Here is a 24,940-nt window from a genome sequence, read left to right on the forward strand (position 1 = left end):
GGTGGTGGTAGTACCGCCTGCCTACACTTGGCAAACTTGTCACCGGTGTTTGTGGCTTGGGCAACGGGAAGGGAAGCATTTTCGCTGTGTCAACCTGGCTTGTGGCTGGGAAGGGGATGCAGATTTGAACGTTGCTAACGGGATTGCCCTTTTGGGGGCCGCTGTAAACCGGCCTGGAAGTCCGTGGTTGGCTTGCCAACTGCAGGGCTACCCTTCGCGTCAGCGGCGCGTAGCGCTTAAGCCCGCTCGTACCGCTTAGCGGTCGGGGCCGGGTAGTTTACCCTACAATCAAGCTAGAGCAGACCTTTTCCGCTTAGCAAGCCATGCAAACCCTGGATCGGCCCAACGCGCCCTCTCAGCAGCCCTACCCAGAACCAGTCTACCCCCGTCGTCCTACCCGCACCGTAGCCGTAGGCAACGTGTTGATCGGTAGCCAGCACCCGGTGGTGGTGCAATCCATGATCAACGAAGACACCCTTGACATCGAGGCAGCGGTGGCGGCCATCCGTCGTCTGCACGAGGCAGGTTCGGAGATCGTGCGGGTTACCGTTCCCAGCATGGCCCATGCCAAGGCGATGGAGGCGATTCGGGACAAGCTGATCCAAACCTACAGGCCGGTGCCGCTGGTGGCCGATGTACACCACAACGGCATCAAGATCGCCCTGGAGGTTGCCCAGTACGTGGACAAGGTGCGCATCAACCCGGGGCTGTTCGTCCTAGAAAAGCCGCAGCCCGGTCGCACCGAGTACACCCAAGCCGAACTGGAGGCCATCCGCAACAAGATCCGCGAAACCTTCACCCCCCTGGTGCAGACCCTCAAAGCCCAGAACAAAGCCCTGCGCATCGGTGTCAACCACGGATCCCTGGCGGAGCGCATGCTCTTCATCTATGGAGATACTCCCGAGGGCATGGTGGAGTCGGCCCTAGAATATGCCGAGATTTGCGCCGAGCAAGACTTCCACAACGTGGTTCTCTCCTTCAAAGCTTCCCGTCCGCAGGTGATGTTGGCTGCTTACCGGCTGGCCGCCCGCCGCTTCGATGCCTTGGGCCTGAACTACCCCTTCCACTTGGGGGTGACCGAGGCCGGCGATGGAGAATATGGCCGCATCAAATCGGCAGTGGGGATCGGGACGCTTCTGGCCGAGGGGATCGGTGACACCATTCGGGTTTCCCTAACCGAAGCGCCGGAAAAAGAGATCCCGGTGGCCTACGGCATCTTGCAGGCCCTCAACCTGCGCAAGACCATGGTGGAATATGTGGCCTGCCCCTCCTGTGGCCGCACCCTGTTTAACTTGGAGGAAGTACTGCAGAAAGTGCGGGCTGCAACCCAGCACTTGGTGGGCCTCGACATTGCCGTCATGGGCTGCATTGTCAACGGGCCGGGGGAGATGGCTGACGCCGACTACGGCTATGTGGGGAAAACCCCCGGCTACATCTCCCTCTACCGCGGCAAGGAGGAGGTAAAGAAGGTGCCGGAGTCGGAGGGCGTCCAGGCGCTGATTGAGCTCATCAAAGCCGATGGGCGGTGGGTGGATCCTCCAGAAGGAAGCCCAAGTAAGTGACACACTCCTGACCCTCGTGCTAGCGCATGGGGAATAGACCTCTCACTTCAACGGGGTCTTGTAGTCTCTCCACGAGCAGACACGGGATGTCCTACCGCGCGGTTGTACCAGATTCCGGCAACGCCGCTTTGTATAACCACGACTGGTGTAACACATCCTTGCGGGGGTGGCTGTATCCCGACGCTAACCTTGCAGGTACAGTGCGGAGCTTATCCACCCCTGTACCCCCACTAGCTAAAACAAAAGAGAGGGCAGCAGCCCACCAGCAAGTCTCTTTGCCTGCTAGTCTAAAAAGACGGGTTGAACAGCTCCGAGTATGACCAGCACTCTCCCTACTCGCTCGTTTAATACCAGCCGCTCCAAGCAGATCTTTGCACGGGCGCAGCAGCTTATGCCGGGGGGCGTTAGCTCTCCGGTGCGCGCCTTTAAGTCGGTGGGCGGGGATCCCGTCGTGTTTGACCGCGTCTCAGGAGCCTACGCCTGGGATGTGGACGGCAACCAGTACATCGACTACATCGGCAGTTGGGGGCCGGCGATTGTCGGCCACGCCCATCCCGAGGTGATCGAGGCTCTGCACCGAGCTTTGGAGAAAGGCACCAGCTTTGGCGCCCCTTGCGTTTTGGAAAACGAGCTGGCCGAGCGGGTGATCGAGGCGGTGCCCAGCGTGGAGATGGTACGCTTTGTTAACTCCGGCACCGAAGCTTGCATGGCGGCGCTGCGCCTGATGCGGGCCTACACGGGGCGGGAAAAGGTGATCAAGTTCGAGGGCTGCTACCACGGCCATGCGGACATGTTTTTGGTCAAGGCCGGCTCAGGGGTGGCCACGCTGGGCCTGCCGGATTCGCCGGGGGTACCTAAGGCCGCTACCAGTGCCACGCTGACCGCCCCCTACAACGATCTAGAGGCAGTCAAGGCTCTGTTTGAGCAGCATCCCGACTCCATTGCGGGCGTGATCCTAGAGCCGGTGGTGGGCAATGCCGGCTTCATTCCGCCGCAGCCGGGCTTTTTGGAGGGTTTGCGGGAGCTGACGCAGAAGTATGGCGCCCTGCTGGTGTTTGACGAGGTGATGACCGGCTTTCGCATCAGCTACGGCGGTGTGCAGGCCAAGTTTGGTGTCATCCCCGATTTAACCACCCTGGGCAAGGTAATCGGCGGCGGCCTGCCGGTGGGGGCCTACGGCGGTCGGCGGGAGATTATGGAAATGGTGGCGCCGGCGGGGCCGATGTACCAGGCGGGCACCCTCTCCGGCAACCCCCTGGCCATGACGGCCGGGATCCACACCCTCGATATTTTGCGTCGCCCCGGTACCTATGAGTATCTGGAGCGGATTACCGAGAAGCTGGCCACGGGGCTGCTGCAGATTGCGCAAGAGACCGGGCACGAGATGTGTGGGGGCCATTTGCCCGGCATGTTCGGCTTCTTCTTCACGGCTGGCCCAGTGCGCAACTACGAGGAGGCCAAGCGCTCGGACTTGCAAAAGTTTGCCCGCTTCCACCGCGGCATGCTGGAGCGGGGGGTGTATCTGGCGCCCTCGCAATTCGAGGCCGGCTTCACTTCCTTGGCCCACACCGAAGCCGATGTGGAGAGAACCCTCGAGGCGGCGCGAGAGGTGCTGCGCACGCTCTAGGGTTTCTTCTCCCCTCTCCCCTTGGGAGAGGGGTTGGGGGTGAGGGTGATCTGCACTGGGATCATGGCCGAGCACATCCACCGCAACTGGCGCATCACCACCCAAACCACCGACAAGGGGTTCATTTTTTGCTGTCAGCGGCTACGTCAGGATGGCTCGGTGGAGTTTGCCGCCCCAGCCTACGGCTACTTCCACAATGAGGCCGAGGCAATTTTGGCCGGCATGGTCTGGATCGACCGGCAGCAACTGCCGGATCACCTGGATGGCCTGCTCTTCGACAACGAGGAGCCAGAAAGTTAGCTCAGGGCTTTTTCCCCCACCAACTGTTCCCAGCCCAAGCCTTTGAGGGCGGCGTTGCGCCGCAGTGGGCGGGTGACCAGCTCCAGCAGCGCCTGGGTGTTGCCGAAGCCGTGGATCTGGGCAAAGGTAAACTCCACCGACCACTTGGTGGTGACGCCGCGGGCTTCGAGGGGGTTGGCGTGGGCCATGCCCGTGATTACCAGATCCGGCTGCAGGGCTTTGATGCGCTGCAGTTGGTTGTAGTTATCCGGCTTCTCGACAATGGTGGGCTTGGGCACCCCCATCTCCTCGCAGGTGCGCTCCAGGAGGGCCAGCTCGGCGGCCTGGTAGCGCTTGTCGAGGTAAGGGATCCCGATTTCCTGCACCGTCATACCGCAGCGCACCAGGAAGCGGGCCAGGGAGATCTCCAGCAGGTTATCCCCCATGAAGAAGACGCTCTTGCCCCGCAGCAGGCCCAGGTACTCCTGAACCTGGGGGTGACGCCACACTTCCCCTTCCCGCTCTGCCAGGCCTTGAGTCGGGATCCCCAGCTCGCCGGCGATGGCCTCGATCCAGGCGCGGGTGCCATCCGGCCCGATGGGAAAAGGAGCGGTGATGAGCTTGGCCTTTTTGCGGCGCACCAGCGTGGTGGCGGTGCGGCTGAGGAAAGGATTTACCCCCACCACATAGGTGCCCGGCTCGATGGCCGGCAGCTCCTCGTAGCGCTTGGCCGGCAGCCAGCCGGAGACGCGGATCCCGTACTTTTTCAGCTCCAGGGTGAGTTGGGTTACCACCGGATCCGGCACGGAGCCGAAGATCACCAAGGGGGGATGTTTGGGGAAGCCTTCTTCCTCTTTCTTTTTGCCGGGGCGCAGCCCGTAGAAAAGAGCCTGCAGGCCACCCCGCGTCTCCCGCTCTTCTTCCTGCACCTGCTCCGGGCAGCGCTGGGCCATAGAGGCCAAAACCGTGTCTTCCCCCTGGGTAAAGGCGTAGTCGAGGCCATTGGCCCGCGCCACCACAATCGGGATCCCGATCTCCCCTTCCAGCTTCTGGGCTAGGCCCTCTAGATCCATCTTGATGATCTCGGTGGTGCAGGTGCCGATCCAGACGATGACGCTGGGATTGCGATCCCGCTGGATTTGCAGGCACAGCCGCTTCAGCTCCTCGTAGTCGTTGAGCTTGGCGCTGATGTCCCCCTCTTCCAGCTCGGCCATGGCATAGCGCGGCTCGGCAAAGATCATCACCCCCATGGCATTTTGCAAAAAGTAGCCACAGGTTTTGGTGCCGATCACCAAAAAGAAGCTGTCTTCAATTTTGGGGTAGAGCCAAGCCACGCAACTAATCGGGCAGAAGGTGTGGTAGTTGCCGGTCTCGCATTGAAAGTGGAGGGTATTGGAAGCATCCACAGCAGCAGTCATCGTCGGCTCCTAGAAAAGGGTTTGTCAAGCTAGGGGGCGACCAATTGGGGCACGCCCACCAATTTCTCGCTCAGATCCCAGAGCAGCTTGGCCTTGGCCGCATCCCCCGCCTCGTCCGAGACTTCTTGGTTAAAGGGCTTGGCATTTTTCCGTTGCCGGTTGCCCCAGCTCCAGTAGAATCCCGACTGGCGAAACTCCGGATCCGCCACCACCTGGGCCACCCGCTCGCCGGCCAGCTCTTGGGAGACGTAGCCGCCGGTGATGTTTTTCTGAAACCAGGGGAACAGCTTTTGGAAGAGGGGATAGTGATGGCGGAAGAGGGCCGTTTCCGCCACACAGCCCGGGTAGAGGGAGAGAAACGTGATGCCGGTGCTCTCGTGGAAGCGGCGGTGCAGCTCCCGCATGGTGAGGATGTTGCAAACTTTGCTGTCTTTGTAGGCTTTGACGGGATCGAACTTGCCGCCATCGGCCATGCTGATCGGTTCCTTGAAGCCCTGGGCAAAGCCCCGCAGATCCCCCAGGTGAGGTTGGGGTGGGATCTTGCCCCCCAGCTCCTTGGGGTTGTGGGTAACCGTGCCCAGGATCACCAGCCGCCGATCCGGATAGGTGGAGCGCTTCAGATCCTCCAGCATCAGGTGGCAGAGCAGGAAGTGCCCCAGATGGTTGGTGGCCATGGTCAGCTCATAGCCCTCCGGGCTGCGCAAGGGCTGCTTAAGCAAGGGCATGTAGATGGCGGCGTTGCACACCAGGGCATCCAGAGAGCGGCCCGACTGGCGAAATTGTTCGACAAATTGCCGCACACTGGCCAAGCTGGCCAGATCGATCGGCATCAGGGTGTAGCTGCCCTGCGGGATCCCCACCTGCTGAGCCATCCGCTGGCCTTTGTCCAGATCCCGACAGGCCATCACCACGTGCCAGCCCCGCTTGGCCAAAGCCAAAGCTGCGTACAGGCCAACGCCCGAAGAGGCTCCAGTAATCACCACGGTGGGTTGCACTTGTGCTTGCATATCCAACTCCTCTGCCATGTCCTCAAGATGGATCTCCTGCACAATCCATCTTGGGGCGGAAAGCGGGCCAGACAACGAATTGATAAGGTTTGCGACGGTTTCCCGAAACAATTGCTTCACTTTTAGACACACCGGCAAGCTGGCAGGTTTGGGATCCCTTACACCAGCGCCGGCTCCCTTGGCGGGGCGTTGTAAAAGTCCGACAGCAGGGCAAACAGCTCCCGATCCTCAGCAGGCCGGGGCACGATCCCTTCCGGGCGGGCCAGCAGCTCGTCGGCGATGTTCAGGTAGTACTGGCAGACGGGCTCCAGGCTGGGATCCGTCTCTGCCATCTCGAAGAGGGTTTTGCCCTTGACCCGCGAAATGCGAATGTCCTCGACCAGTGGCAGCACCTCGAGCACGGGTATGGGCACTGCCGAGACGTATTGGTCGATGAGATCCCGCTTGCTGGTGCGGTTGCCGATTAGGCCGGCCAGGCGCAGCTTGCGGGTTTTGGCTTTTTCTCGCACCGAGGCGGCGATGCGATTGGCGGCAAACAGGGCGTCAAAGCCGTTGTCAGTAACGATCACACAGTAGTCGGCGTAGTTGAGGGGGGCAGCAAAGCCGCCGCACACCACGTCCCCCAGCACGTCGAAGAGGATGACGTCGTACTCGTCAAAGGCGTTCAGCTCCTTCAGGAGTTTGACGGTTTCTCCCACCACATAGCCGCCACAGCCGGCCCCTGCCGGCGGCCCTCCCGCCTCGACGCAATCTACGCCGCCGTAGCCGCGGTAGATCACATCCTCGGGGTAGATGTCTTCGTAGTGGTAGCCCTTGGCTTCCAGGGTATCGATGATCGTGGGGATGAGAAAACCAGTCAGGGTGAAGGTGCTGTCGTGCTTGGGGTCACAGCCAATTTGCAACACCTTCTTGCCCCGCCGGGCCAAGGCCACCGAGAGGTTGCAACTGGTGGTGGACTTGCCGATCCCACCCTTCCCGTAAACTGCCAACTTCACAGCACGTTCCTCCACAAGCCTGACAAGGGCCATTATCGGCAGCTAACCCACTCCCTGAGAAGTGTTGAGAAGAATTAAGGCAAGCCTAAAACAAGTTAAAGCAATTTCTTAAATCGCCAGACGGACAAATCCTCGTCCAAGAGATTCTTCGAGCCGATTTTCGTCTTTTTTCCAGCTTTTGTTTTTTGTTTTTTCGTAAAAGCAGATCAAAAACAAATCATTCATCTCTCCCTGGCTTTGACAAGCGCTGCTCCCGTCAACTCGCTGGAGACTGCCGGCGGGATCCCTTTTCCCGCTTTGAGGGAGAGTCTCAAGAATGGTCTCAATGGCCAGAGGAGACGCGGAATCCCCAACTTCAAAAGGGATCTCAGGGATCGAAGGCAAAGGCAATCTGCACGGCCCCTGTAGAATCCACCTCAACCCTGCGCAGGAATTCCCGCAGGTAGGCGCGGCGCTCGCTCTCGCTGAGGTCTTGCCAGAAGGGCAGGATGGAGAGAGTTTGGGCGATCTGGAGGAAGTTGGCGGGAGGGAGCTGTTCCAGCTTTTGGGCCAAACGGGCCGTTTCCGCCCGCAGTTGGTAGCAGCGCTGGGCCAGGGAGGGCTCATCCATCAGTCCAAATTGCTGCAGCGCCTCCAGTTGCCGCAGCCGCTCGCTGTTGGCCTGGATCTGGGCTTGGAGCTGTTGGCGGGTTTGGTCCAGGGCCTGCCGATCCAGGTTTTGGGCACGGTGGGGGAGCTGCTCGCAGACCTGGCGGATCACCTCCTGCAGGACTTGGGCGTAGTGGAGGCTGTAGCGACAGGTTTGGCAACGCAGGTAGAGGTAGGAGGAGCCGTTCCTCTTGGCCTTGCCGGGGGTGGTTTGCACAATGCGCAGAAGGCTGCCACAGGTACGGCAATGGACGAGGCCAGCCAGAGCGCGGGGGGCGCTGGCGCTGCGGCGTGGGATCCTTTGGTTGCGTTTGAGCCAGCGATCGATCTGGGCGGCCTCGGTGCGGCTGAGGAGGGCGGGGTGGGTATCGCGCAGAACGGTGCCGTCGGCATAGGCCAGATCCCCGCGATAGACGGGGTTGAGCAGCCAGTTGCGCCCCGTGGCCACCGAAATGCGCTTGTGGTGTTTCTCTTCCAAAAAGCGCACCGCTTGGCGCAGGGATCCATAGAGAAGAAAGTGCTGGAAAAAATCCTGAACAACAGGGGCCTGGCGGCGATCCAGCACGTAGCGCTCCCCTTCGCGGCGATAGCCAAAGGGAGCCGGGCCGGGGGGAGGCTTGCCCGCCAGACGGTTGCGGGCTTGGCTGTGGCAGAGGCGGCGGCTTTGCAATTGATGGGGGATCTCGGCCAGCAGCGGGATCCAGTCGGCAGCCTCGCTGGGGGTGTGTAGGCCGGATTGGGTCACCAGGCTCAGTTGGATCCCCGCCTGTTGGATCTGCAACAGCCGTTGGTGGACTTCCTCCGCTCGATCCCCCAGATCCGCCAGGCGCACCAGCAGCACCTGCTGCACCGATCCGGCGGCGATGCCCTGCAACAGCTCTTCCAGGTGGGCGCGGGATCCCCAGTCGTGCCAGATGGGATCGGCTCCTTGTGCCTTCAGCCAGGCCAACTCCTGCTCCGGCAAGGGGGCGTGGGCAGGTGTGTAGAGGTAGCCACAAATGCTCATGGACAAGCAACCTGTCACCGCTGCTGCACCATCACCCGACACCCCTCCTAGCCAGGGATCCCAGGTAGGCTAAGGGAGAGACAGACCGGCAACCCTTGGCTGCCGACCGCTCTCCGCAAGATGGCTTTACTCCACCGCCGCAGTCGCGTATTCCAGCTCCTCTTCCGACACCTCCAGCGGCGCCTCTTCGGCTTGTCCTTGCTTAGCAGCCCGCAGTTGCTCGCGGTACTTGGCCGCCATTTCTTCTGCTTTTTCGTAAACCAACTTGGGATCCCGCAGCATGTCGCCGGGATTGGGCTCCAGTTGCTTGGTGGACAGCGAGATCCGACCCCGTTCTGCGTCTAGGTCGATGATCATCACCTTCACTTCGTCGTTGACGTTGAAGACGCTGTGGGGCGTGTCAACATGTTCGTGGGAGATCTCGGAAATGTGCAGCAAGCCGGAGACGCCGCCAATGTCGATGAAGGCACCGTAAGGCTTGATGCCACGCACTGTGCCGACCACTACCTCGCCCACCTCCAGCTTGTTCATCTTCCGCTCCACCAGAGCGCGGCGATGGCTCAACACCAAGCGGTTGCGGTCTTCGTCCACCTCCAAAAACTTCAGGGGCAGCTCTTCGCCCACCAGCTCTTCCTTGGGCTTGCGGCTGCTGATGTGGGATCCGGGGATAAAGCCGCGCAATCCCTCAATGCGCACCAGGGCGCCTCCGCGGTTGGTAGCAAAAATGGTTGCCCGCACCGTGGCGTCTTCTTTCTGTAGCTGCCGCACCCGCTCCCAGGCCCGCATGTACTCGATGCGGCGAATGGAGAGGGTCAGTTGCCCCTCTTCATTTTCTTCGGTGAGGATGAAAAACTCGCGGGTCTCTCCCGGCTGCAGCACCTCGTGCGGGTCTTCTACCCGGCTGATGGACATCTCCTGCAGAGGCAGGAAAGCAGCCGTCTTGGCCCCGATATCGATCAACGCGCCGCGCGGCTCCACCGAAAATACCGTGCCGGCCACAATTTCGCCGGGGCTGAAGTGATAGTCGTACTTGTCCAGTAGGGCAGCAAAGTCCTCGGTGGTAAAACCTACATCGGCAGCAGCGGTGAATCGACTCATAGGGGTGTAACAGCAGTTGGCGCGAATTAGAAGAGCAGTTGAACTTGGTAATGAACGGCTCCCATACTCGCTCACCCTCCCGGGCGGGACAGGCAATAGCTTGGGAAATACTATCGTAGCTTAAGAGGGCGACTTTTGTGGCAAACTTCCTGGCGATCCTGCCAAGCTAGAGGGAGATGGCCAGAGTTGGGAGAGGGACGATTGCACTTTATCGACCAGGCGGAAATTGAAGTGCAGGCGGGGAACGGCGGAGATGGCATTGTTGCCTTTCGCCGCGAAAAGTACGTGCCCGCCGGCGGGCCTTCGGGGGGCAATGGAGGACGGGGCGGCTCGGTGATCTTGGTGGCGGATCCCGGCTTGCAGACCTTGTTGGACTTTCGCTTCCAGCCGCTGATCAAAGCCGAACACGGGGCCAAGGGAGGACCCAACCACTGCAGCGGGGCCAGTGGTGCGGATCGGCTGGTGCGGGTGCCCTGCGGCACGATGGTGTTCAACGCAGAGACCGGCGAGCTGCTGGGGGATCTGGTGCAGCCCGGGGATCGGCTGCTGGTGGCTCGGGGCGGGAAGGGCGGCCTGGGCAATGCCCATTTTCTCAGCAACCACAATCGGGCTCCTCGCCAATTTACCAGGGGCCAACCGGGAGAGCGGCGACGCCTGCGCCTGGAGTTGAAGCTCATTGCCGAGGTGGGGATCGTCGGTATGCCCAATGCGGGCAAATCCACCCTGATCTCGGTGGTCTCGTCCGCCCGGCCCAAGATCGCCGATTACCCCTTCACCACCCTGCAGCCCAATTTGGGAGTGGTGCCTCATCCCTCCGGGGATGGGGTGGTGTTTGCTGACATTCCCGGACTGATCGAGGGGGCGCACCTAGGGGTGGGTCTGGGCCACGACTTTTTGCGCCATGTGGAGCGCACGCGGGTGCTGATCCACCTGGTGGACGGTACGACGGCGGATCCCGTCAGGGATTACCAAATCATTCAGCAGGAGCTGCGCGCCTACGGCCACGGGCTTAGCGACAAGCCGCAGATTGTGGTTTTGAACAAGATCGATGCCCTTGAGCCCCAGGAGGTGGCCGAGCGCACCCAGCAGCTGTCAATGGCTGCCGGTGCCCCGGTATCAGCCATCTCGGCGGTTGCCAGGCAGGGGCTGGAGCCCTTGTTGCAGCGGGTGTGGCAGTGCCTGGGCCGGGATCCGGATCCCCATCAACCTGCGGCGGCCAGCAAAATCCAGCCGGTCCAGGGGCAGAAGAATCCTAGAATAGGAGTGCCCCTGCCTTCCCAAAACTCAGAGATGAGCGGCTATGTATATCTCGGCGGAGGATCTGCCCCCCGACTTGCGCCAGATCAAGTTGGCCATTGAGCAGGCGGCCCAGGTGAGGGCAGGAGCTTGCTTGGAGCTGTTGATGCTCCTGCGGTTGTTGGAGGATCTGCACCGCACGATTTTGGAGGGGGCCTTCCGAGAGTCTTTGCCCAACACCCGCCAAGAGCTCTATCGGGTGCTTCAGGATTTGGAGGAAGCAGGCGACTGGCCCTATTTGCCTCGTCTGCATATTCAAGCGCTGATGCAACAGCTAAAAGATTGGCCGGAAGCGCAGGGATCCCTGCCGGTGCCGCCTACCCCTCGTTCTGGGGGAGTGGCAGAAGTGGTGGAAAGCCTCAGCCGCTCTGAGTCTTGAGGTTTTGCTTTTTTCTCCCGAATGGCCGAGTATTTTAAGCTCCATCCGCAGCATCCCCAGGCCCGCTCCATCCAACGGATTGCAGCCGCTCTGCGGGAAGGGGCGGTCATGCTCTACCCCACTGATACGGTCTATGCCATTGGCTGCGATGTCACCCACAAGCAGGCGGTGGAGCGGGTAAGGCGTCTCAAGCGGCTTTCCAACGACAAGCCCCTCACCTTTTTGTGCCCTTCGCTTTCCCAAATTGCCCAGTATGCCCAGGTGAGCGATCCCGCCTATCGACTGATGCGGCGGCTGATCCCAGGCCCGTTTACGTTTCTGCTGCCGGCCACCAAGCTGGTGCCCAAGCTAGTCATGGATCCCAAGCGGAAAACCACTGGCATCCGCGTGCCCGATTCGGCCATCTGTCAGGCGCTGTTGGCCGAGTTAGGCAACCCCATCGTCTCCACCTCGGCCAAGCTGGGCGGGGATCCCGTCGGCTCTTTGGAGGTGGGTTTTGACTCTGTTGGGGATTGGGAAGAGGGGGGAATCTTTACCGCCGAGGAAATGCGACAGTTGGAGAAACAGGTGGATCTGGTGCTGGATGACGAGGCTCCCTATCGGGCCCAGGTCTCGACGGTCATCGATCTCACGGGGCCGGAGCCCCTGTTGGTGCGGGCAGGCCTGGGGTACGAGCAGGTGGCAGAGCTCAGGCGGGTGGAAGAGCTGACTGGCTGAGGGCCGGGATCCCCCTTGCCCTACTCGGCTGCCACCAACTCCTAAAATAGGGTCGTGCTGCTGCGGTAAGCCCATGCCTGAAGCTTTGGCTGAGCAAAAATCGGCCCTGTTGCGCCTGCTGGAGACGACCGACCGGGGCCGACGTGTCTTGCCCGGCCAAAAAAGCCAGATCTTGTCTCACATTGCCGCCCTGGAAGCCCTCAACCCCACCCCTTGCCCAACGGCTGCCGCAGAACGGCTGGAGGGAAATTGGCTGAACCTGTTTACCACTAGCACAGACTTGTTGCGGTTGGCCAACTTGCCCCTTTTGACCACCGGTGAGATCTATCAGTGCATTCGGGCCCAAGCGGGCCAAGTCTTTAACGTGGCGGAGATCCAGGGGTCCGGCTGGCTGCAGGCTTGGCTGCCGCGGGGAGTTTTGGCGGTGGCAGCCCGCTTCTACCCGGAGTCGGAACGCCGGGTCAAGGTGATTTTCGAGCGGCTGCTGCTCGGATCCCAGGCGTTGATGAGCTACGAGATCGAGAGTTTTCTCTATCTGCTCGAACGGGATCCCGAACGGATCCCGGCGGTGAAGATCGACGTTCGCCGCCGCGAGCCAACAGGCTGGCTGGAGATTACCTATTTGGATGAGGATCTGCGGATTGGCCGTGGCAGCGAAGGGAGTGTTTTTGTCTTGCGGCGGGTGGGCCGAGGCTGCGGCTAGCCAGAGGTGCCAGAGGGTTCGGCGGCGGCGATTTCAGAAAGAGGGGTCTTGGAGGTTAGACCAGAGCCTATCTCCCAGAGGGTCTGCAGGGCGCGGTAGGCCTCTTGCAAAGTCCGCAACTCCTGTTGGGATTGCTCCAGTTGCCGGGCCCATTGCTCCTGTTGGGAGCGCAGCTTTTGGTTTTCGGATTTTGTGCGATGCAGGAGGCGCTTAAGTTTTTGCTGCTGCTGCTGGAGTTGGGCCCGCTCGGCTTCCGACTGCTGCAGTTGGATCCCTTGGCGTTCCAGTTCTATCCTCAGGGTGGTGACTTGGGATTGAAGCTGGCGCAGCTTGTGGCGCAGCGCTTGCTCTCGCTCGGGCTTGAGTTGGGGGGAAGGGGATGAGGTTTGGAGGTTTTGCAGGTGCTGTTGCAACTGTTGCACCTGCTCCTGGAGAACCCGACACTGCTGCTGCTCGCTGCGCAGTTGTGCCTGGACACGCTCGCAGATCTGGATTTCGGCTTTCAGCTGCTGCTTAATTCGGTCGAGAATCTTTTGGTGGCGGAGCTGGGTTTGGCGGATCTCCTGCGCTAATTGCCAAAGGCGCGGATCCCCCGCGGGCCTGCCACCGTGGTCGGCGGGATCGAAGGGAGACACGGCCTCCAACAGGGATTTTCGGAAATCGGCCCAGGAAGGGGATTGCAAGGCCATCTGGGTTACCCACCAAACTCCGTAGGCGGATCCGAGCCCGACCAACAAGCCAGGGATCCCGGCCAAGGACAGGGAAACCTTGGGCAGCGTGGGCAAAATCTGATCCAACAGCCCCGCCACCACCGCGCAAACCAGGAGCCCGCTCCCTGCAGCGGCGACGCCTGAGATCCAAGAGGAGCGGGAGGACATCATCGTTTTTGTTTATCAGAACCACCAGAGCGGGAGAACCAGGGCAAAGGTCAGGTTCAAAAATCACCTGTCTGCATCTCAGTTTATCCCGCCGGCAACCTCTGTCTCTCTTAAGGCACTTGCCAAGCCCGTTGGTGGTAATTCTCTAACTGAGCCCAGGGATCCGCAGCCGCTGCGGGGGCATGGCCGTGGTTGTGGTGATGGTGATGGGATCCCTGCCCATGGGAATGATGGTCATGATGATGGTGGTGGTGATGGGATCCCTGCGCGTGAGGGTGATCCTGATGGTCGTGGTGATGGGTATGCCCCACTCCCAGCTCTGCGCTCACCGCCAGGCGAAACTTGCAGAGGTGGCAGTTCATTGGGGTTTGGCCCTGGAGGGCTTCTTGCTCCAGTTGCTGCAGGCTGTGCAGCACCGTATCCACAAGACCCAACTCCGGCAGCATCAGCCACTCGATCTGGGGGTATTGGCGTCGCCGCTCTTGCACCGCCGCCTCGATTTTTTTCACCAGCACCCCTGTGAAGAGAAAATAGGGCAGCACGATCACCCGGCGCGGCTGCCAGGACAAGGCCCGCTCCAAACCCACCGGCAGGCGGGGGTGGGTGATGCCGATAAAGCAGGTCTCTACGGCGGCCAACCCCGACCCTTCCCAGAGCAGCCGGGCCAGCTTACAGGCTTCGGCGTTGGCTTCGGGATCGCTGGAGCCGCGACCGACAAACAGCAACACCGTTTCCGCCCCTGGGATCTGCCGCGGTTGGGCAGCCAGCAAAGCGGCCAAGCGGTCTCGCAGCAGTTGCAAGATCTCGATGCGGATCCCCAGCGGCCCCCCGTAGTGGATGCGCAACTGCGGGTGGAGGGCCTGCAGGCGATCCAACTCCACGGTCACGTCGAACTTGTTGTGGCGCGCTCCAAACAACAACAGCGGCAGAGCCACGATCTCCTGCCACCCTTGAGCCAAGCATTGTTCCACCCCCTGGGCGATGCTCGGCTGCGCCAGCTCCAAAAAACAAGGGATCACCGGCCGCTGGGGGGTGAGGGATTGGTACGCTTGGGCCAACTCCAGAAAGGCTTGCTGCCCCTCCGGGTCGCGGGATCCATGGCCGATGAGCAAGAGGGGCAATGGAGGAGAAGGAAACTGCCCAACCGCAAGGGGAGGGGAAACAGGGAGGGTATTCAACACAAAAAACTCCGTTCCTTGTGAATCGCAAGGGGTACAGGACAAGGGCAGGTGGGTGTTCTGGCTGAGGGAGGGATCCCATCACAGTTGCGTCACAGTGGCGGATTTGCACCGCGCTTTCCCCAATCTGCCCGAGCCTCTTAGGTTAGCTTGCCGCTTGTCCTTCACCAAGCCCCCCTGGGGGGATAACCCCGGCCCCCTGCCTTGATCCCTAGCTCCCCTCTCCCTCAGGGAGAGGGGCTGGGGGTGAGGGTGCCTCAGGGAGAGGGGCTAGGGGTGAGGGCCGAAAATGCCGCAGCCGCAGGGCATTAGCCACTACAGAAACAGAGCTCAAGGCCATGGCCGCCCCCGCCAGCATGGGGTTGAGCAACCAGCCGGTGAAGGGGTAGAGCGCCCCGGCGGCAATCGGGATCCCGAGGGTGTTGTAGATAAAGGCGAAGAAGAGATTTTGGCGGATGTTGGCAAGGGTGGCGCGGCTGAGTTGAATGGCGGTGACCACGCCCCGCAAATCGCTGGCTATTAGGGTAATGTCGCTGGCGGCTATGGCCACATCGGTGCCCGTCCCGATGGCGATCCCCACATCGGCTTCTGCCAGTGCCGGCGCATCGTTGATGCCATCTCCCACCATCGCTACCGGGTGTCGGGGCCGTCTGAGCTGGCGAATGTAGGCTGCCTTTTGCTCGGGACGGACTTGGGCGATCACCCGGCGAATGCCTGCCTGCCGAGCAATGGCCTGGGCGGTGGTGGGGTTATCCCCGGTCAGCAGAATCACCTCCAGGCCCATCTCCTGCAGCTGGCGCACCGCGGCGGGGGAGGTGGGTTTGATCGGGTCGGCAATGGCCAACAGCCCCACCAGACGATGGGATTGCGCCACGCCGATCACCGTTTTGCCCTGGCTTTCCCAGGTCTGAACCCGCTCCGACCAAGAGGGATCCCACGGGATCCCCATCGCCTGCAGCCAGCTCAGCCGACCGATGCGCACCTGCTGCCCCTCCACCCAGGCTTCTGCCCCCTCGCCCACTTTTGCCTGAAAGTGCTGGGCCGACGGGATTGAGATGCCTTCGGCTTTGGCTTTTTGCACCACCGCCTGGGCCAGCGGATGTTCCGAGTATTGTTCCACTGCTGCTGCCAGGCGCAACAGGGCTAGGGGAGAAGAGCCTGGCGTCCAGATATCGGTGACGCTGGGACGGCCCTCGGTGAGGGTGCCGGTTTTGTCCAAGACCACCGTGCGCAAGCGGTGGGCCAATTCCAGGCTATCGGCGCTTTTTACCAGGATCCCCAATTCCGCCCCCCGCCCCGTCGCCACCATGATCGAGGTGGGGGTGGCCAACCCCAGCGCACAAGGGCAGGCGATGATCAGCACCCCAATGGTGTTCACTAAGGCCAGCGTTGGATTGCCCGCCAGCCCCCACCAGAGGACAAAAGTTAGAATGGCTACCCCGATCACCGCCGGCACAAACCAGGAGGTCACCCGATCCGCCACTTGCTGAATGGGGGCCTTGGATCCCTGGGCCTCCTGCACCAGGCGCACGATCTGGGCCAGAAGCGTATCTTTGCCCACCCGCCGCGCTTCCATCACAAAGCTGCCCGTCTGGTTGAGGGTGGCCCCGATCACCTCATCTCCTGCCGACTTACTCACCGGCAGGCTCTCGCCAGTCACCATCGACTCGTCCAGGCTGGAGGATCCCTCTAGAATGACCCCATCCACCGGCACCTTTTCACCAGGGCGCACTCGGATCCGATCCCCCACCTGCACCGCCGCAATCGGGATATCCTGCTCCACCCCATCGCGGATGACCCTTGCCGTTTTCGGCTGCAACCCCATCAGCTTGCGAATGGCTTCGGAGGTTTGCCCTTTGGCCCGCTGCTCCATCCACTTGCCCACCAGCACCAGGGTGACGACCACCGCCGCCACTTCGTAATACACATCCGGGTGCAGGCCCTGGCGATGAAAGAAGTCGGGGAAAGTCGTCGCCAAAAGGGAGTAGAAAAAAGCAGCGCTCGTTCCCAAAGCTACCAAGGTATTCATGTCCGCCGAGCGCCGTTGCCAAGCCGCCCAGGCGCCACGATAAAAGTGCTGGCCCACCCAAAACTGCACCGGCGCCGTCAGCAGCAACTGCAACCACGGATCCTGCAGCCAGGGGGGCAGGCCGGGGATCTTCCGTCCCAGCATCATCGGCAGGGATCCGATCAGCAGCACCGTGCTGAGGCCCACTCCTATCGCCACCTTCAGCTTCAATTCCCGTTCCGCCACCCATTGGGCGATCCGTTCTGTGTCGTCCGGATCCGACTGTTGCCAATCGTCTTCGACCAAGCGCGCCCGATACCCCGCCTGCTCCACCACCCGGATCAACGCTTGGGGATTCACCAGCCGGGGATCCCCACGGACGATGGCCTGCTCGCTGGCAAAGTTGACCGTTTGGGCTGTAACGCCCCGCACGCGACTCAGGGCCTGTTCAATGCCGGCAGCGCAGGAGGCACAGCTCATACCCTGGATGGCCAAGCGCCAAGTGCCGCCAGCAGATGAAGCGGACAGGCCGGGGGCAGCGGAATGGGAACCAGAATCAGACATGGCTGTCCTCAGAGCAAAAATTAAGAAAATTAAGGAAGAAAAAGCGACGCAAAAGCTCTCTTCCCCCCCCCACAAGGGGAAAACCCCACCTCTGAACTCTGTCCTGCTAACGCTGCCGGGCAGGAAAAAATCGCTAGGCCGGCGGATAGCCCACTTGGGCAAGCACCTGCCGCCAGTCGCTGTCGGCTCGCTCAGACGTAATCCGCACCTGCTTGGTCTTGGGATCCGCTTCCACGTGGGCCTGGGGATCCCGTTGCCGCACCGCCTGCGTGATGGTATCTACACAAGCCGCGCAGGCCAGCTTGGGCACCGTCAAAACAACTTGCATCCTGGGAAGCCTCCCCAACCCAATGCCACCTGCTTGATGCTAAACCTTCCAGTGGGCTGGAAGGTCAAGAGGGTGGCTGAGGTTCCTCTATGTTCCAGCGGTAATCCACCTGATAGCCCCGCTGTCGCCACTCCTCCTCCAGTTGCAACTGTTGGGTCAGGGCTTTGCGCAAAGAGTTGATCAGCTCTTGCGTGCGGGCTCGATTGCCAAAATCCTGTTCCTCCACAGTCGGAAACGTTTGCCGCTCCAGAACCCGCAGCAGAAATTCGTAGTGGACGTGAGCTGGCACAGGAATACGTTTCATCGATCTAGGCCATTCTTGGGATCCATTGACAATCCTGGGTTTACTGGGGTGACAACAGGGAGCGGACGGCTTGGCCGGGATCCGGCTGCGTTACCAGCGCTTCCCCCACCAGCACGGCGCGCACCCCCCAGCTCCGCAACTGCTGCAGATCGGCAGGAGAGTGAATGCCGGATTCGCTGACCACCGGCAGATCGCCCAGGCGATCCCGGTGGGCGGCCAAGAGATCCCGCGTCGTGTTCAAGTCCACCGCAAAGGTTTTGAGATCCCGATTGTTGATGCCGATCAACACCTGACCTTTGGCCTGGTGCAGTTGCGGCAAGCCCAAAACCCGCTGTAACTCTTGGCAAGTGTGCACCTCCAGCAGAGCTGCCATGCCCAATTGCTGGATCAGCTTGAGAAAATAGCCCAAATCCGCATCCGAGAGAATGGCAGCAATCAACAGCACCGCATCCGCCCCCAGAGTACGCGCCCAGAGAATTTGGTAAGGGTAGAGGATGAACTCCTTGCACAGGATGGGGATCCCGACTGCCTGGCGGATCTGGCGCAGATACTCGCCGCTGCCCTGAAAAAACCGCTCATCCGTGAGCACCGACAGGCAACTGGCTCCCGCCGCCTCGTAGCTTTGCGCAATGGCCACCGGTTCAAAGGGATCCCGGAGAACCCCACGGCTGGGGGAGGCTTTTTTTACCTCGGCAATCAGAGAAACCGGATGAGGAGATTGGGTAAGGGCCGCCACAAAGTCTCGCACCGGCGGCGCTTGATCCAGTTGCTGCTGCAATTGCTTTAGGGGGAGCTGCTCCCGCCGGCGCTCCACCTCCTGCTCTTTGTGCCAGATGATCTCCTCTAAAATGTGGCGCGGTTTGGCTTCCGGCGCTGTTGTCTGGTACACCTGAGAGGCCACGACGACCGGCGGGGCAGGAGAACGCCGACGAACGGCCAGCGGCTCACCTTGCAGCTCCATACCACCCCTGAGCAGAACTCTACACCTCACCCTAGACTACTCTAGTGCTCTGCGGTCGGTTTGAATAGCTACTCCGCATATCCCCAAACCGCCTCTGGCAAAGGTGTTTTTTTTACCCTATGGTTGAGTTTGGGACTGAGCAGCCGCAGATGCTGGTTACACTGACAGTTCAGTAGGGAGCCGGCTGAGGCGCTGCTTGATACGAGACAAGGTGCTGCTCAGGACGAGATGGATCGAGATAGATCCAAGTCAACCTCGGTCAATTGAGAGGCTTGACGCAGGTTTTCGCGCCCTGGGGTGCCTTGCTGCAGCAGCCGTTTCGTCTCCCCATCTTGCCCAACTGTGGACAAAGGCTCGGCTGAGGCAGAGTTTGGGATATCGCTGTCCATGCTGTTTTGAAGGAGTTCGGGCGTGCTGTACCTAGCAGAGCTATCCAAGCCAATTGGGTTTGCTAAGTCGTCTCTGCAATTGCTGGCCAAGCAGCAGCAGGACAACACCTGGGTGCCTGTGAACGAAGAATCGATTACTCTAGAGGGCCGCATCGCCCAGGAGGCCGGGCGCTTCAAGGATGGGGCCCTGGTGCTGGCAGAAATCACCGGCAGCCGTCAGGTCACCCGCATCAACGAAGCCGCTCGCCAACTGGTGACCTACCTGCAAAACTTCAGCCAACTTCAGCTCAAAGCCCGCAGCCAGGAAGAGGAGATCGAGGTTTGGAAACAATCCCTCACCTTTCAGGCGCATGAGCTCACCCGCCGTGAGATGGAGCTGGCAGCCCAAGAAGAAGAAGTGCGGCGGCTGTACGAGCAATACAAGGGCGTGGAGGAAGAGCGCAAGCTTCTAGACAGCCTCAAAGAGGAGTTGGCAACCCAGCAGGCCTACCTGGCCGAGCAGCAGCGTCTAATCGGAGAACAACGAGAAGCCCTGAACCGGCAACGGCAGGAACTGGAAGCTCAGTTGCAAGAGGCCCGCTCCAGCCGGCTGGGGGAAACAGAAGCAGCCCAGCTCCAGGTTTTGCTGCAAGAAGTTCAGGAGAGTTTACATTTCTCTGCGAATCCCTTGGCTCTTCTCCAGAGTTTAAAAAGCCAGGTTCAGCAGCAGCAGGAGCACTTCAATCAAGAGATTGCCCAACTGGAACAAGAACGTCAGCAGGCCCACGCCCAACAGGAGGAGCTGGATCGAGACTACCGTACCTGGCGGGAGCGCTGCGCCGCCTGGTGGGGATCCCAACGATCCCTGGAGCAGAGCCAAGCCGAATGGCATGCCCGGCAGGGATCCCTGCGAGCCTATCAGGAGCAACTGCAGAGGATCCTCCAGCAGTTGCAGTCCCAAGAGAGCTTGTTCCAAAAAGCCTATCGTCTAGTGCAGGAGTACGACTTCATCGTCGATGGCAGTAGCAACAGCGGGTCAGGTGCCTCAGGGTCTGCGATCTCAGTGGAGGAGCTGGCGGCCTTGGTGAGCCAGATGCGTCGAGATTATGAGCAGCGGGCGGCCCAAGTCAGCCAACAGCGGGCCGAGCTGGAGCAAAACCGGCAGACCTTGCGGGAGCTGCAAGAGCGGCTGGCCACCGCCTCTCCCGAAGAGCGGTTTGACATCGAGATGGATATCGACTACGCCCAGTCTGCCTGTAGCGCCCTGGAAGAGGCCCTGGCGCCCCAGGAGAAAAACCTGCAGCGGGAATACGAAGAGCTGACCCGCCAGGAAGCCCGCCTTAGGCAGCTTCAAAATCAGGCTGCCGCCCCAGTTCAGGTGGATATCGGGCCGATCCTCGAGCAGATCGGCAGCCAGAAGCAGGAGCTGCTCCAGGAAAAAAGCCGTCTGCAAACCCTCATTCAACAACTGGAGGCGTCTTTGCCTTCTCAACAGGAGCAGCTTGCCCGCCAGCGGCAAGAGTTGGAGCAGCAGTGGCAACAACTGGAGCAAGAGGAGGGATCCCTGCGGGCCCGCACCCAGGCGATGGCAGAAACCTGGGGCCGCCTCAACCATCTCCAGGCCACCCTCTACCCCGAGCGAGATCGCTGGGCGGAGTTGGCACAACAACTGGCTCAGTTGGAGGCGGAGCTGGGTCAACATCAAGACAGGGGCTCCGTGGCCAGTGCCCATGTCCAGCAGGTGCAATCCCTCCTGGCCGCTCTCACCCAGCGGTAAAGAGCGTGTCCTGTCCTCTTCCTGGGGCAGGTGGGCAGTGCTCCCCTACTGCTTTGAACAGGCGCTCGCCAGCCTCAACCAAAGAGAGCAAATCTGGTAAAATTCGATAGCCCCTTGTAGATAGTGGGATCCCAACTTCTCGAGGCAAAGAAGCAGCGGAGATCCCCGCATTTTGCTTGTCAGGAGTGTTCCAGTGTGAGGTCAGCTCGTGCGAATTGCAGTTGATGCGATGGGAGGTGACTACGCTCCCGAAGAGATCATCAAGGGCGCCCTGCTGGCCCATCGGTATCTTCAGGTGGGGATTGCGCTGGTCGGTCGTCCAGACGCTCTCGAGCCTTTTCTGCCCCAGCCACTGCCGCCTGGGATCACTGTCGTGCCTGCTGAGGACGAAGTGGGCATGGCGGAAGAGCCCCTGGCGGTGCGCAGAAAGCCGCAGGCCTCTATCAACGTCTCCATGCAACAGGTGCGCACCAAGCAGGCAGATGCAGTGGTGGCTGCTGGCAACACTGGGGCTGCGATGGCCGCTGCCTACCTCAACTTAGGCCGATTGGCGGGGATCGACCGCCCGGCCATTGGCGCTCTTTTGCCCACTTTGAAGGGCAAGCCGGTGTTGCTTTTGGATGTGGGAGCCAACGTGGACTGCCGGCCCCGCTTCTTGGAACAATTTGCCCGCATGGGATCCCTCTACTGCCAGTGCGTGCTGGGGATTGAGAAGCCGCGGGTGGGCCTGCTCAACATTGGCGAGGAACCCAACAAGGGCAACGACCTGGCCCTGGCCACCCATCAGCGCCTGAGACAGTTGCCGGGGATCCACTTTGCCGGCAACGCCGAGGGGCGGGATGTGTTGACGGGGGACTTTGATGTGGTGGTGTGCGACGGCTTTGTGGGCAACGCCCTGCTCAAGTTTGCGGAGAGCGTTGGCCAGGTGATCACCCAGGTGCTGCGGGAGGAGTTGCCCCGCGGCTGGCGTGGTAAACTGGGCTGCTGGCTGCTCCGGCCCAACCTGAAGCAGGTGAAGCGGCGCATGGACTATGTAGAATATGGTGGCGCCTTGTTGCTGGGGGTGAACGGCATCTGCGTCATTACCCACGGCAGCTCTAAGGCGGCGATGGTCTACCATGCCATTCGCCTGGCCAAAGAGGCGGCGGAGCAGAAGATCCTACAGCGGCTGCAAGCGGAAATGACTGACTCCCCCCCATCCAAGTCCAATCCCGGAGAGAATGCCCGTCCTCTGGCCTCGGCCTCTAACCCCAGTCCAGAAGCCCTGCCGGTAGGATCCTTGGAGCGGGCGGAAGGATAGTGTCCATGCCCAGCAATGGCCTCCCGACCGTGCGCCTGGTAGGGGTGGGAGCTGCCCTGCCGGCTCCCTGCCTGAGCAACGACGACCTCAGCCAGATTGTGGAGACTTCCGACGAGTGGATCTGGCCCCGCACCGGCATTCGCCAACGGCGCATCCTGCCCCCCGACCTCAGCCTGGTGGATTTGGCGGTTCAAGCGGCAAAGGCCGCCCTGGCACAGTCCGGGATCCCACCCCAGGAGCTGGATCTGATCCTCCTGGCCACCTCCACCGGCGTCGATCGCTTCGGCTCGGCTCCGCGGGTACAGGCAGCGCTGGGGGCGACACAGGCGGTGGCTTTTGACCTGACAGCGGCCTGTACGGGGTTTGTGTTTGCCGTGGCCACGGCAGCCCAGTTTCTCCAAACCGGGCTGTACCGGCGGGCACTGGTGGTGGCGGCGGACGTGCTCTCTCGCACAGTGGACTGGACGGATCGCACCACCTGCGTCCTGTTTGGGGACGGCGCGGGGGCGGTGGTGCTGGAAGCCGCAAGAGAGGGGGACAGCGGCATCCTCAGCATCGAGCTGCGCAGCGATGGCAGCGGCAGCGAGCTACTCAGCCTGGCTATGGCCACCGAGACCAAGACCCTGGCGGGATCCCTGCAGGTGGGGCAATACCGCTGCTGCCCCATCGCTATGAATGGCCGCGAGGTGTACAAGTTTGCCGTCCAGGCGGTGCCGGAGATTGTCGAGAAGGCTCTCTTTCGGGCCGGGATCCCCGCAGCAGCCGTGCAAGGCTACTTCATCCACCAGGCCAACCAGCGCATCCTCGATGCTGTGGCCAAGCGCTTGCAGTTGGATCCCCAGCGGGTGGCCAGCGTCCTAGAACAGTACGGCAACACCTCCGGCGCTTCGGTACCGATTGCCTTGGCCACCTGGATCGCGCAGGGGCGCTTTGGCGCTGGCGATCTGGGGGTGATGGCAGGCTTTGGCGCCGGCCTCACCTGGGGAGCGATTGTCTTTCGTTGGGGGAAATGAGTTGATGACCGTTGCCTGGATCTATCCCGGCCAGGGATCCCAAGCCGTGGGCATGGGAAAGGACTTACAGGATTGGCCGGGGGCGGCCCAGAAGTTGGCTTTGGCCCGCGAGAGGCTGGGATGGGATCCCTTGGCGCTCTCGGAAGAGCAGATCCATCAGACCAGCTACACGCAGCCGGCTTTATTCACCGTATCAGCCCTGCTGACGGACTATCTCTACGCTCAGGGTCAGGCTCCTGCCTGTACAGCCGGCCACAGCTTGGGAGAATATAGCGCCCTCTACGCTGCCGGGGTATTTGATTTTGAGACTGGCCTGCGGCTGGTGGCGCTGCGGGGCCAGTTGATGGAAGCTGCAGGGGATCCCCCCGGCAGCATGGCGGCGGTGATTGGCTTTGATCGCGACAAGCTGGAGCACCTGTGCCAGATGACGTCCGACGTGGTCATTGCCAACGACAACAGCCCGGATCAGGTGGTGATCAGCGGCTCGGTCGAGGGGGTGCAGGCTGTCTGTGAGCAGTTGCAGGCTAAGCGCACCGTTCCCCTCAAAGTCAGCGGCGCCTTTCACTCGCCCTTGATGCAGGCGGCGGCGGAAACCTTTGCCCACACCTTGCGCGAGGTTGACTTTCAGGCTCCGCGAGTGCCGGTCTACAGCAATTGCACGGCTGCCGCCAGCCGAGATCCCCAAGTTCTCAAGCAGGCGCTGCTGTCCCAGATGACTGCTCCAGTCCGCTGGCGAGAGACAGTGCTACAGATGGCTGCCGACGGTATCCAAGAGGTATGGGAAATTGGCCCTGGCAATGTGCTGACGGGCTTGGTGAGGCGAACGGCGCCTGCCCTGAGACGGTGCAACATCAACAGCCTCAAGATTAGCTAAGGGAGCCCGGCAGCCCTGGTGCTACAAGTTGCGTTGCTAGCTCCCCTCTCCCAAAGGAAGAAGAGCTGCGGGCAACGCAAGCCTCCCCAAACAGCAGTTAGGCCCCACTGCATAAGCAGCTGGGGTTTCCCCACCTGGGCAAGGCTTCCGTCTCTTCCTCTGCCCCAGGTGCTTCATGGATCCCGTGTGCCGAGCCTCTGCTCCCGTTATACAAGGTGATGGCTGTCTCGGTGCCCGAATCGTAGGCAACGATAGACTCATCCCTCAACTCCGACTGGGAGCCATGGGGTACCTCCACCTCTACGGGGAACGAAGCATACCACTGCCGCAAAGATGGTTTGTAGACAAGGGTTAGCGTGGTCGGTTTTCCCCAATCGTTGTCCCTGCTCCGCCTCTTTAGGGTAATGCCCAAGTCATTGAAGGTGACGGTGTCGTGCTTACCGTTACTGGTTACCTTTCATCCCGAAGAGCTGGGATATATCCAGCCTGAATAGTGCCGACTGCGCAAGCGGGACGGAGTCCTTTGAGCGACGCAAGCGTTGTACAAGTAACAGTGCAGACGACGAGCATAGCTTTCTCCTAGCTTTTGTTGGGATAGAGTCGCAACATCTGCCGTCTGTTTACCCGTACAGTTTTACTCACCTTACGGTAC

The 24,940-nt window shown here is 61.1% G+C and carries 24 protein-coding genes and 1 riboswitch; of the genes, 12 read left to right on the plus strand and 12 right to left on the minus strand.

The window, feature by feature from the left end; translation table 11 throughout:
* The 4 genes from NW852_RS12670 to NW852_RS12685 form a co-directional block, all read left to right on the plus strand.
* Positions 1-259 (plus strand): zinc ribbon domain-containing protein (locus NW852_RS12670; protein ID WP_414426800.1); only part of this gene is annotated, 259 nt, incomplete at its 5' end.
* Between the two features lie 64 nt (positions 260-323).
* Positions 324-1,562 (plus strand): (E)-4-hydroxy-3-methylbut-2-enyl-diphosphate synthase, encoded by a 1,239-nt coding sequence (ispG, locus tag NW852_RS12675; protein ID WP_414364860.1) that lies wholly within the window; start codon positions 324-326, stop codon positions 1,560-1,562.
* 316 nt (positions 1,563-1,878) lie between these two features.
* Complete coding sequence (gene hemL, locus NW852_RS12680) at positions 1,879-3,189, plus strand: glutamate-1-semialdehyde 2,1-aminomutase (protein WP_414364862.1); 1,311 nt, start codon at positions 1,879-1,881, stop codon at positions 3,187-3,189.
* A gap of 63 nt (positions 3,190-3,252) precedes the next feature.
* Entirely contained in the window at positions 3,253-3,489 is a 237-nt protein-coding gene (locus NW852_RS12685) for a hypothetical protein (RefSeq protein WP_414333678.1), read from the plus strand.
* On the opposite strand, the gene NW852_RS12690 is transcribed toward NW852_RS12685, so the two are convergent.
* The 6 genes from NW852_RS12690 to NW852_RS12715 all read right to left on the minus strand — a co-directional run bounded on the left by NW852_RS12690 (position 3,486) and on the right by NW852_RS12715 (position 9,640).
* Positions 3,486-4,886, minus strand: coding sequence for a ferredoxin:protochlorophyllide reductase (ATP-dependent) subunit N (locus NW852_RS12690; RefSeq protein ID WP_414333679.1), 1,401 nt, complete (start codon positions 4,884-4,886; stop codon positions 3,486-3,488). The two genes, NW852_RS12685 and NW852_RS12690, sit on opposite strands and share 4 nt — an antisense overlap.
* Positions 4,887-4,915: 29 nt before the next feature.
* Entirely contained in the window at positions 4,916-5,893 is a 978-nt protein-coding gene (locus tag NW852_RS12695) for a protochlorophyllide reductase (RefSeq protein ID WP_414364891.1), read from the minus strand.
* A gap of 158 nt (positions 5,894-6,051) precedes the next feature.
* Positions 6,052-6,888, minus strand: coding sequence for a ferredoxin:protochlorophyllide reductase (ATP-dependent) iron-sulfur ATP-binding protein (gene bchL, locus NW852_RS12700; protein WP_414371581.1), 837 nt, complete (start codon positions 6,886-6,888; stop codon positions 6,052-6,054).
* 108 nt (positions 6,889-6,996) lie between these two features.
* Positions 6,997-7,272, minus strand: coding sequence for a hypothetical protein (locus tag NW852_RS12705; protein WP_414371579.1), 276 nt, complete (start codon positions 7,270-7,272; stop codon positions 6,997-6,999).
* Positions 7,256-8,542 carry a recombinase family protein gene (locus NW852_RS12710; protein ID WP_414371577.1) on the minus strand — a complete coding sequence of 429 codons (1,287 nt, stop codon included), beginning with the start codon at positions 8,540-8,542 and terminating at the stop codon, positions 7,256-7,258. The genes NW852_RS12705 and NW852_RS12710 overlap by 17 nt, the downstream gene beginning before the upstream one ends.
* Before the next feature lie 126 nt (positions 8,543-8,668).
* Positions 8,669-9,640 carry a 30S ribosomal protein S1 gene (locus tag NW852_RS12715; RefSeq protein WP_414364867.1) on the minus strand — a complete coding sequence of 324 codons (972 nt, stop codon included), beginning with the start codon at positions 9,638-9,640 and terminating at the stop codon, positions 8,669-8,671.
* A gap of 201 nt (positions 9,641-9,841) precedes the next feature.
* Between NW852_RS12715 and obgE the strand changes: the two genes are divergently transcribed.
* The 4 genes from obgE to NW852_RS12735 all read left to right on the plus strand — a co-directional run bounded on the left by obgE (position 9,842) and on the right by NW852_RS12735 (position 12,735).
* The gene (gene obgE, locus NW852_RS12720; RefSeq protein ID WP_414371667.1) at positions 9,842-10,999 is read left to right on the plus strand and encodes a GTPase ObgE; all 1,158 of its coding nucleotides are present in this window, start codon (positions 9,842-9,844) and stop codon (positions 10,997-10,999) included.
* Positions 10,941-11,315, plus strand: coding sequence for a hypothetical protein (locus NW852_RS12725; RefSeq protein ID WP_414371575.1), 375 nt, complete (start codon positions 10,941-10,943; stop codon positions 11,313-11,315). Before obgE ends, NW852_RS12725 begins: the two co-directional genes overlap by 59 nt.
* A 21-nt stretch (positions 11,316-11,336) precedes the next feature.
* Entirely contained in the window at positions 11,337-12,032 is a 696-nt protein-coding gene (locus NW852_RS12730) for an L-threonylcarbamoyladenylate synthase (RefSeq protein ID WP_414337822.1), read from the plus strand.
* Between the two features lie 73 nt (positions 12,033-12,105).
* On the plus strand, positions 12,106-12,735 hold the full coding sequence (locus NW852_RS12735) for a PAP/fibrillin family protein (RefSeq protein ID WP_414364874.1): 630 nt from the start codon (positions 12,106-12,108) through the stop codon (positions 12,733-12,735).
* Here NW852_RS12735 and NW852_RS12740 read toward each other — a convergent pair.
* From NW852_RS12740 to trpC, 6 genes are all read right to left on the minus strand, one after another.
* Positions 12,732-13,616 (minus strand): hypothetical protein, encoded by an 885-nt coding sequence (locus NW852_RS12740; RefSeq protein ID WP_414426801.1) that lies wholly within the window; start codon positions 13,614-13,616, stop codon positions 12,732-12,734. The genes NW852_RS12735 and NW852_RS12740 overlap by 4 nt on opposite strands.
* Before the next feature lie 107 nt (positions 13,617-13,723).
* Positions 13,724-14,794 (minus strand): sirohydrochlorin chelatase, encoded by a 1,071-nt coding sequence (locus tag NW852_RS12745; RefSeq protein WP_414371572.1) that lies wholly within the window; start codon positions 14,792-14,794, stop codon positions 13,724-13,726.
* Between the two features lie 29 nt (positions 14,795-14,823).
* A riboswitch (cobalamin riboswitch) is annotated at positions 14,824-14,960 on the minus strand.
* A gap of 42 nt (positions 14,961-15,002) precedes the next feature.
* On the minus strand, positions 15,003-17,363 hold the full coding sequence (locus tag NW852_RS12750; RefSeq protein WP_414426802.1) for a heavy metal translocating P-type ATPase: 2,361 nt from the start codon (positions 17,361-17,363) through the stop codon (positions 15,003-15,005).
* Between the two features lie 133 nt (positions 17,364-17,496).
* A complete protein-coding gene (locus tag NW852_RS12755) occupies positions 17,497-17,691 on the minus strand; it encodes a heavy-metal-associated domain-containing protein (RefSeq protein WP_414364881.1) in 195 nt (64 codons plus the stop codon).
* Between the two features lie 64 nt (positions 17,692-17,755).
* A complete protein-coding gene (locus NW852_RS12760) occupies positions 17,756-17,995 on the minus strand; it encodes a DUF5340 domain-containing protein (protein ID WP_414335099.1) in 240 nt (79 codons plus the stop codon).
* Between the two features lie 40 nt (positions 17,996-18,035).
* Positions 18,036-18,935, minus strand: a complete 900-nt coding sequence (gene trpC, locus NW852_RS12765; protein WP_414371665.1) for an indole-3-glycerol phosphate synthase TrpC — start codon at positions 18,933-18,935, stop codon at positions 18,036-18,038.
* Between the two features lie 432 nt (positions 18,936-19,367).
* Here trpC and hmpF point away from each other — a divergent pair, with 432 nt between their 5' ends.
* The 4 genes from hmpF (at position 19,368) to fabD (ending at position 24,288) form a co-directional block, all read left to right on the plus strand.
* On the plus strand, positions 19,368-21,101 hold the full coding sequence (gene hmpF / locus NW852_RS12770) for a pilus motility taxis protein HmpF (protein ID WP_414364882.1): 1,734 nt from the start codon (positions 19,368-19,370) through the stop codon (positions 21,099-21,101).
* A 208-nt stretch (positions 21,102-21,309) separates the two neighbouring features.
* Complete coding sequence (gene plsX, locus NW852_RS12775; protein WP_414371566.1) at positions 21,310-22,401, plus strand: phosphate acyltransferase PlsX; 1,092 nt, start codon at positions 21,310-21,312, stop codon at positions 22,399-22,401.
* Entirely contained in the window at positions 22,401-23,414 is a 1,014-nt protein-coding gene (locus tag NW852_RS12780; protein ID WP_414371564.1) for a beta-ketoacyl-ACP synthase III, read from the plus strand. The genes plsX and NW852_RS12780 overlap by 1 nt, the downstream gene beginning before the upstream one ends.
* A 4-nt stretch (positions 23,415-23,418) precedes the next feature.
* A complete protein-coding gene (fabD, locus tag NW852_RS12785; RefSeq protein WP_414364888.1) occupies positions 23,419-24,288 on the plus strand; it encodes an ACP S-malonyltransferase in 870 nt (289 codons plus the stop codon).
* The last annotated feature ends 652 nt before the right edge of the window (positions 24,289-24,940 follow it).

This window comes from Synechococcus sp. H60.1, assembly GCF_047462335.1.
Taxonomy (GTDB): Bacteria; Cyanobacteriota; Cyanobacteriia; order Thermostichales; family Thermostichaceae; genus Thermostichus.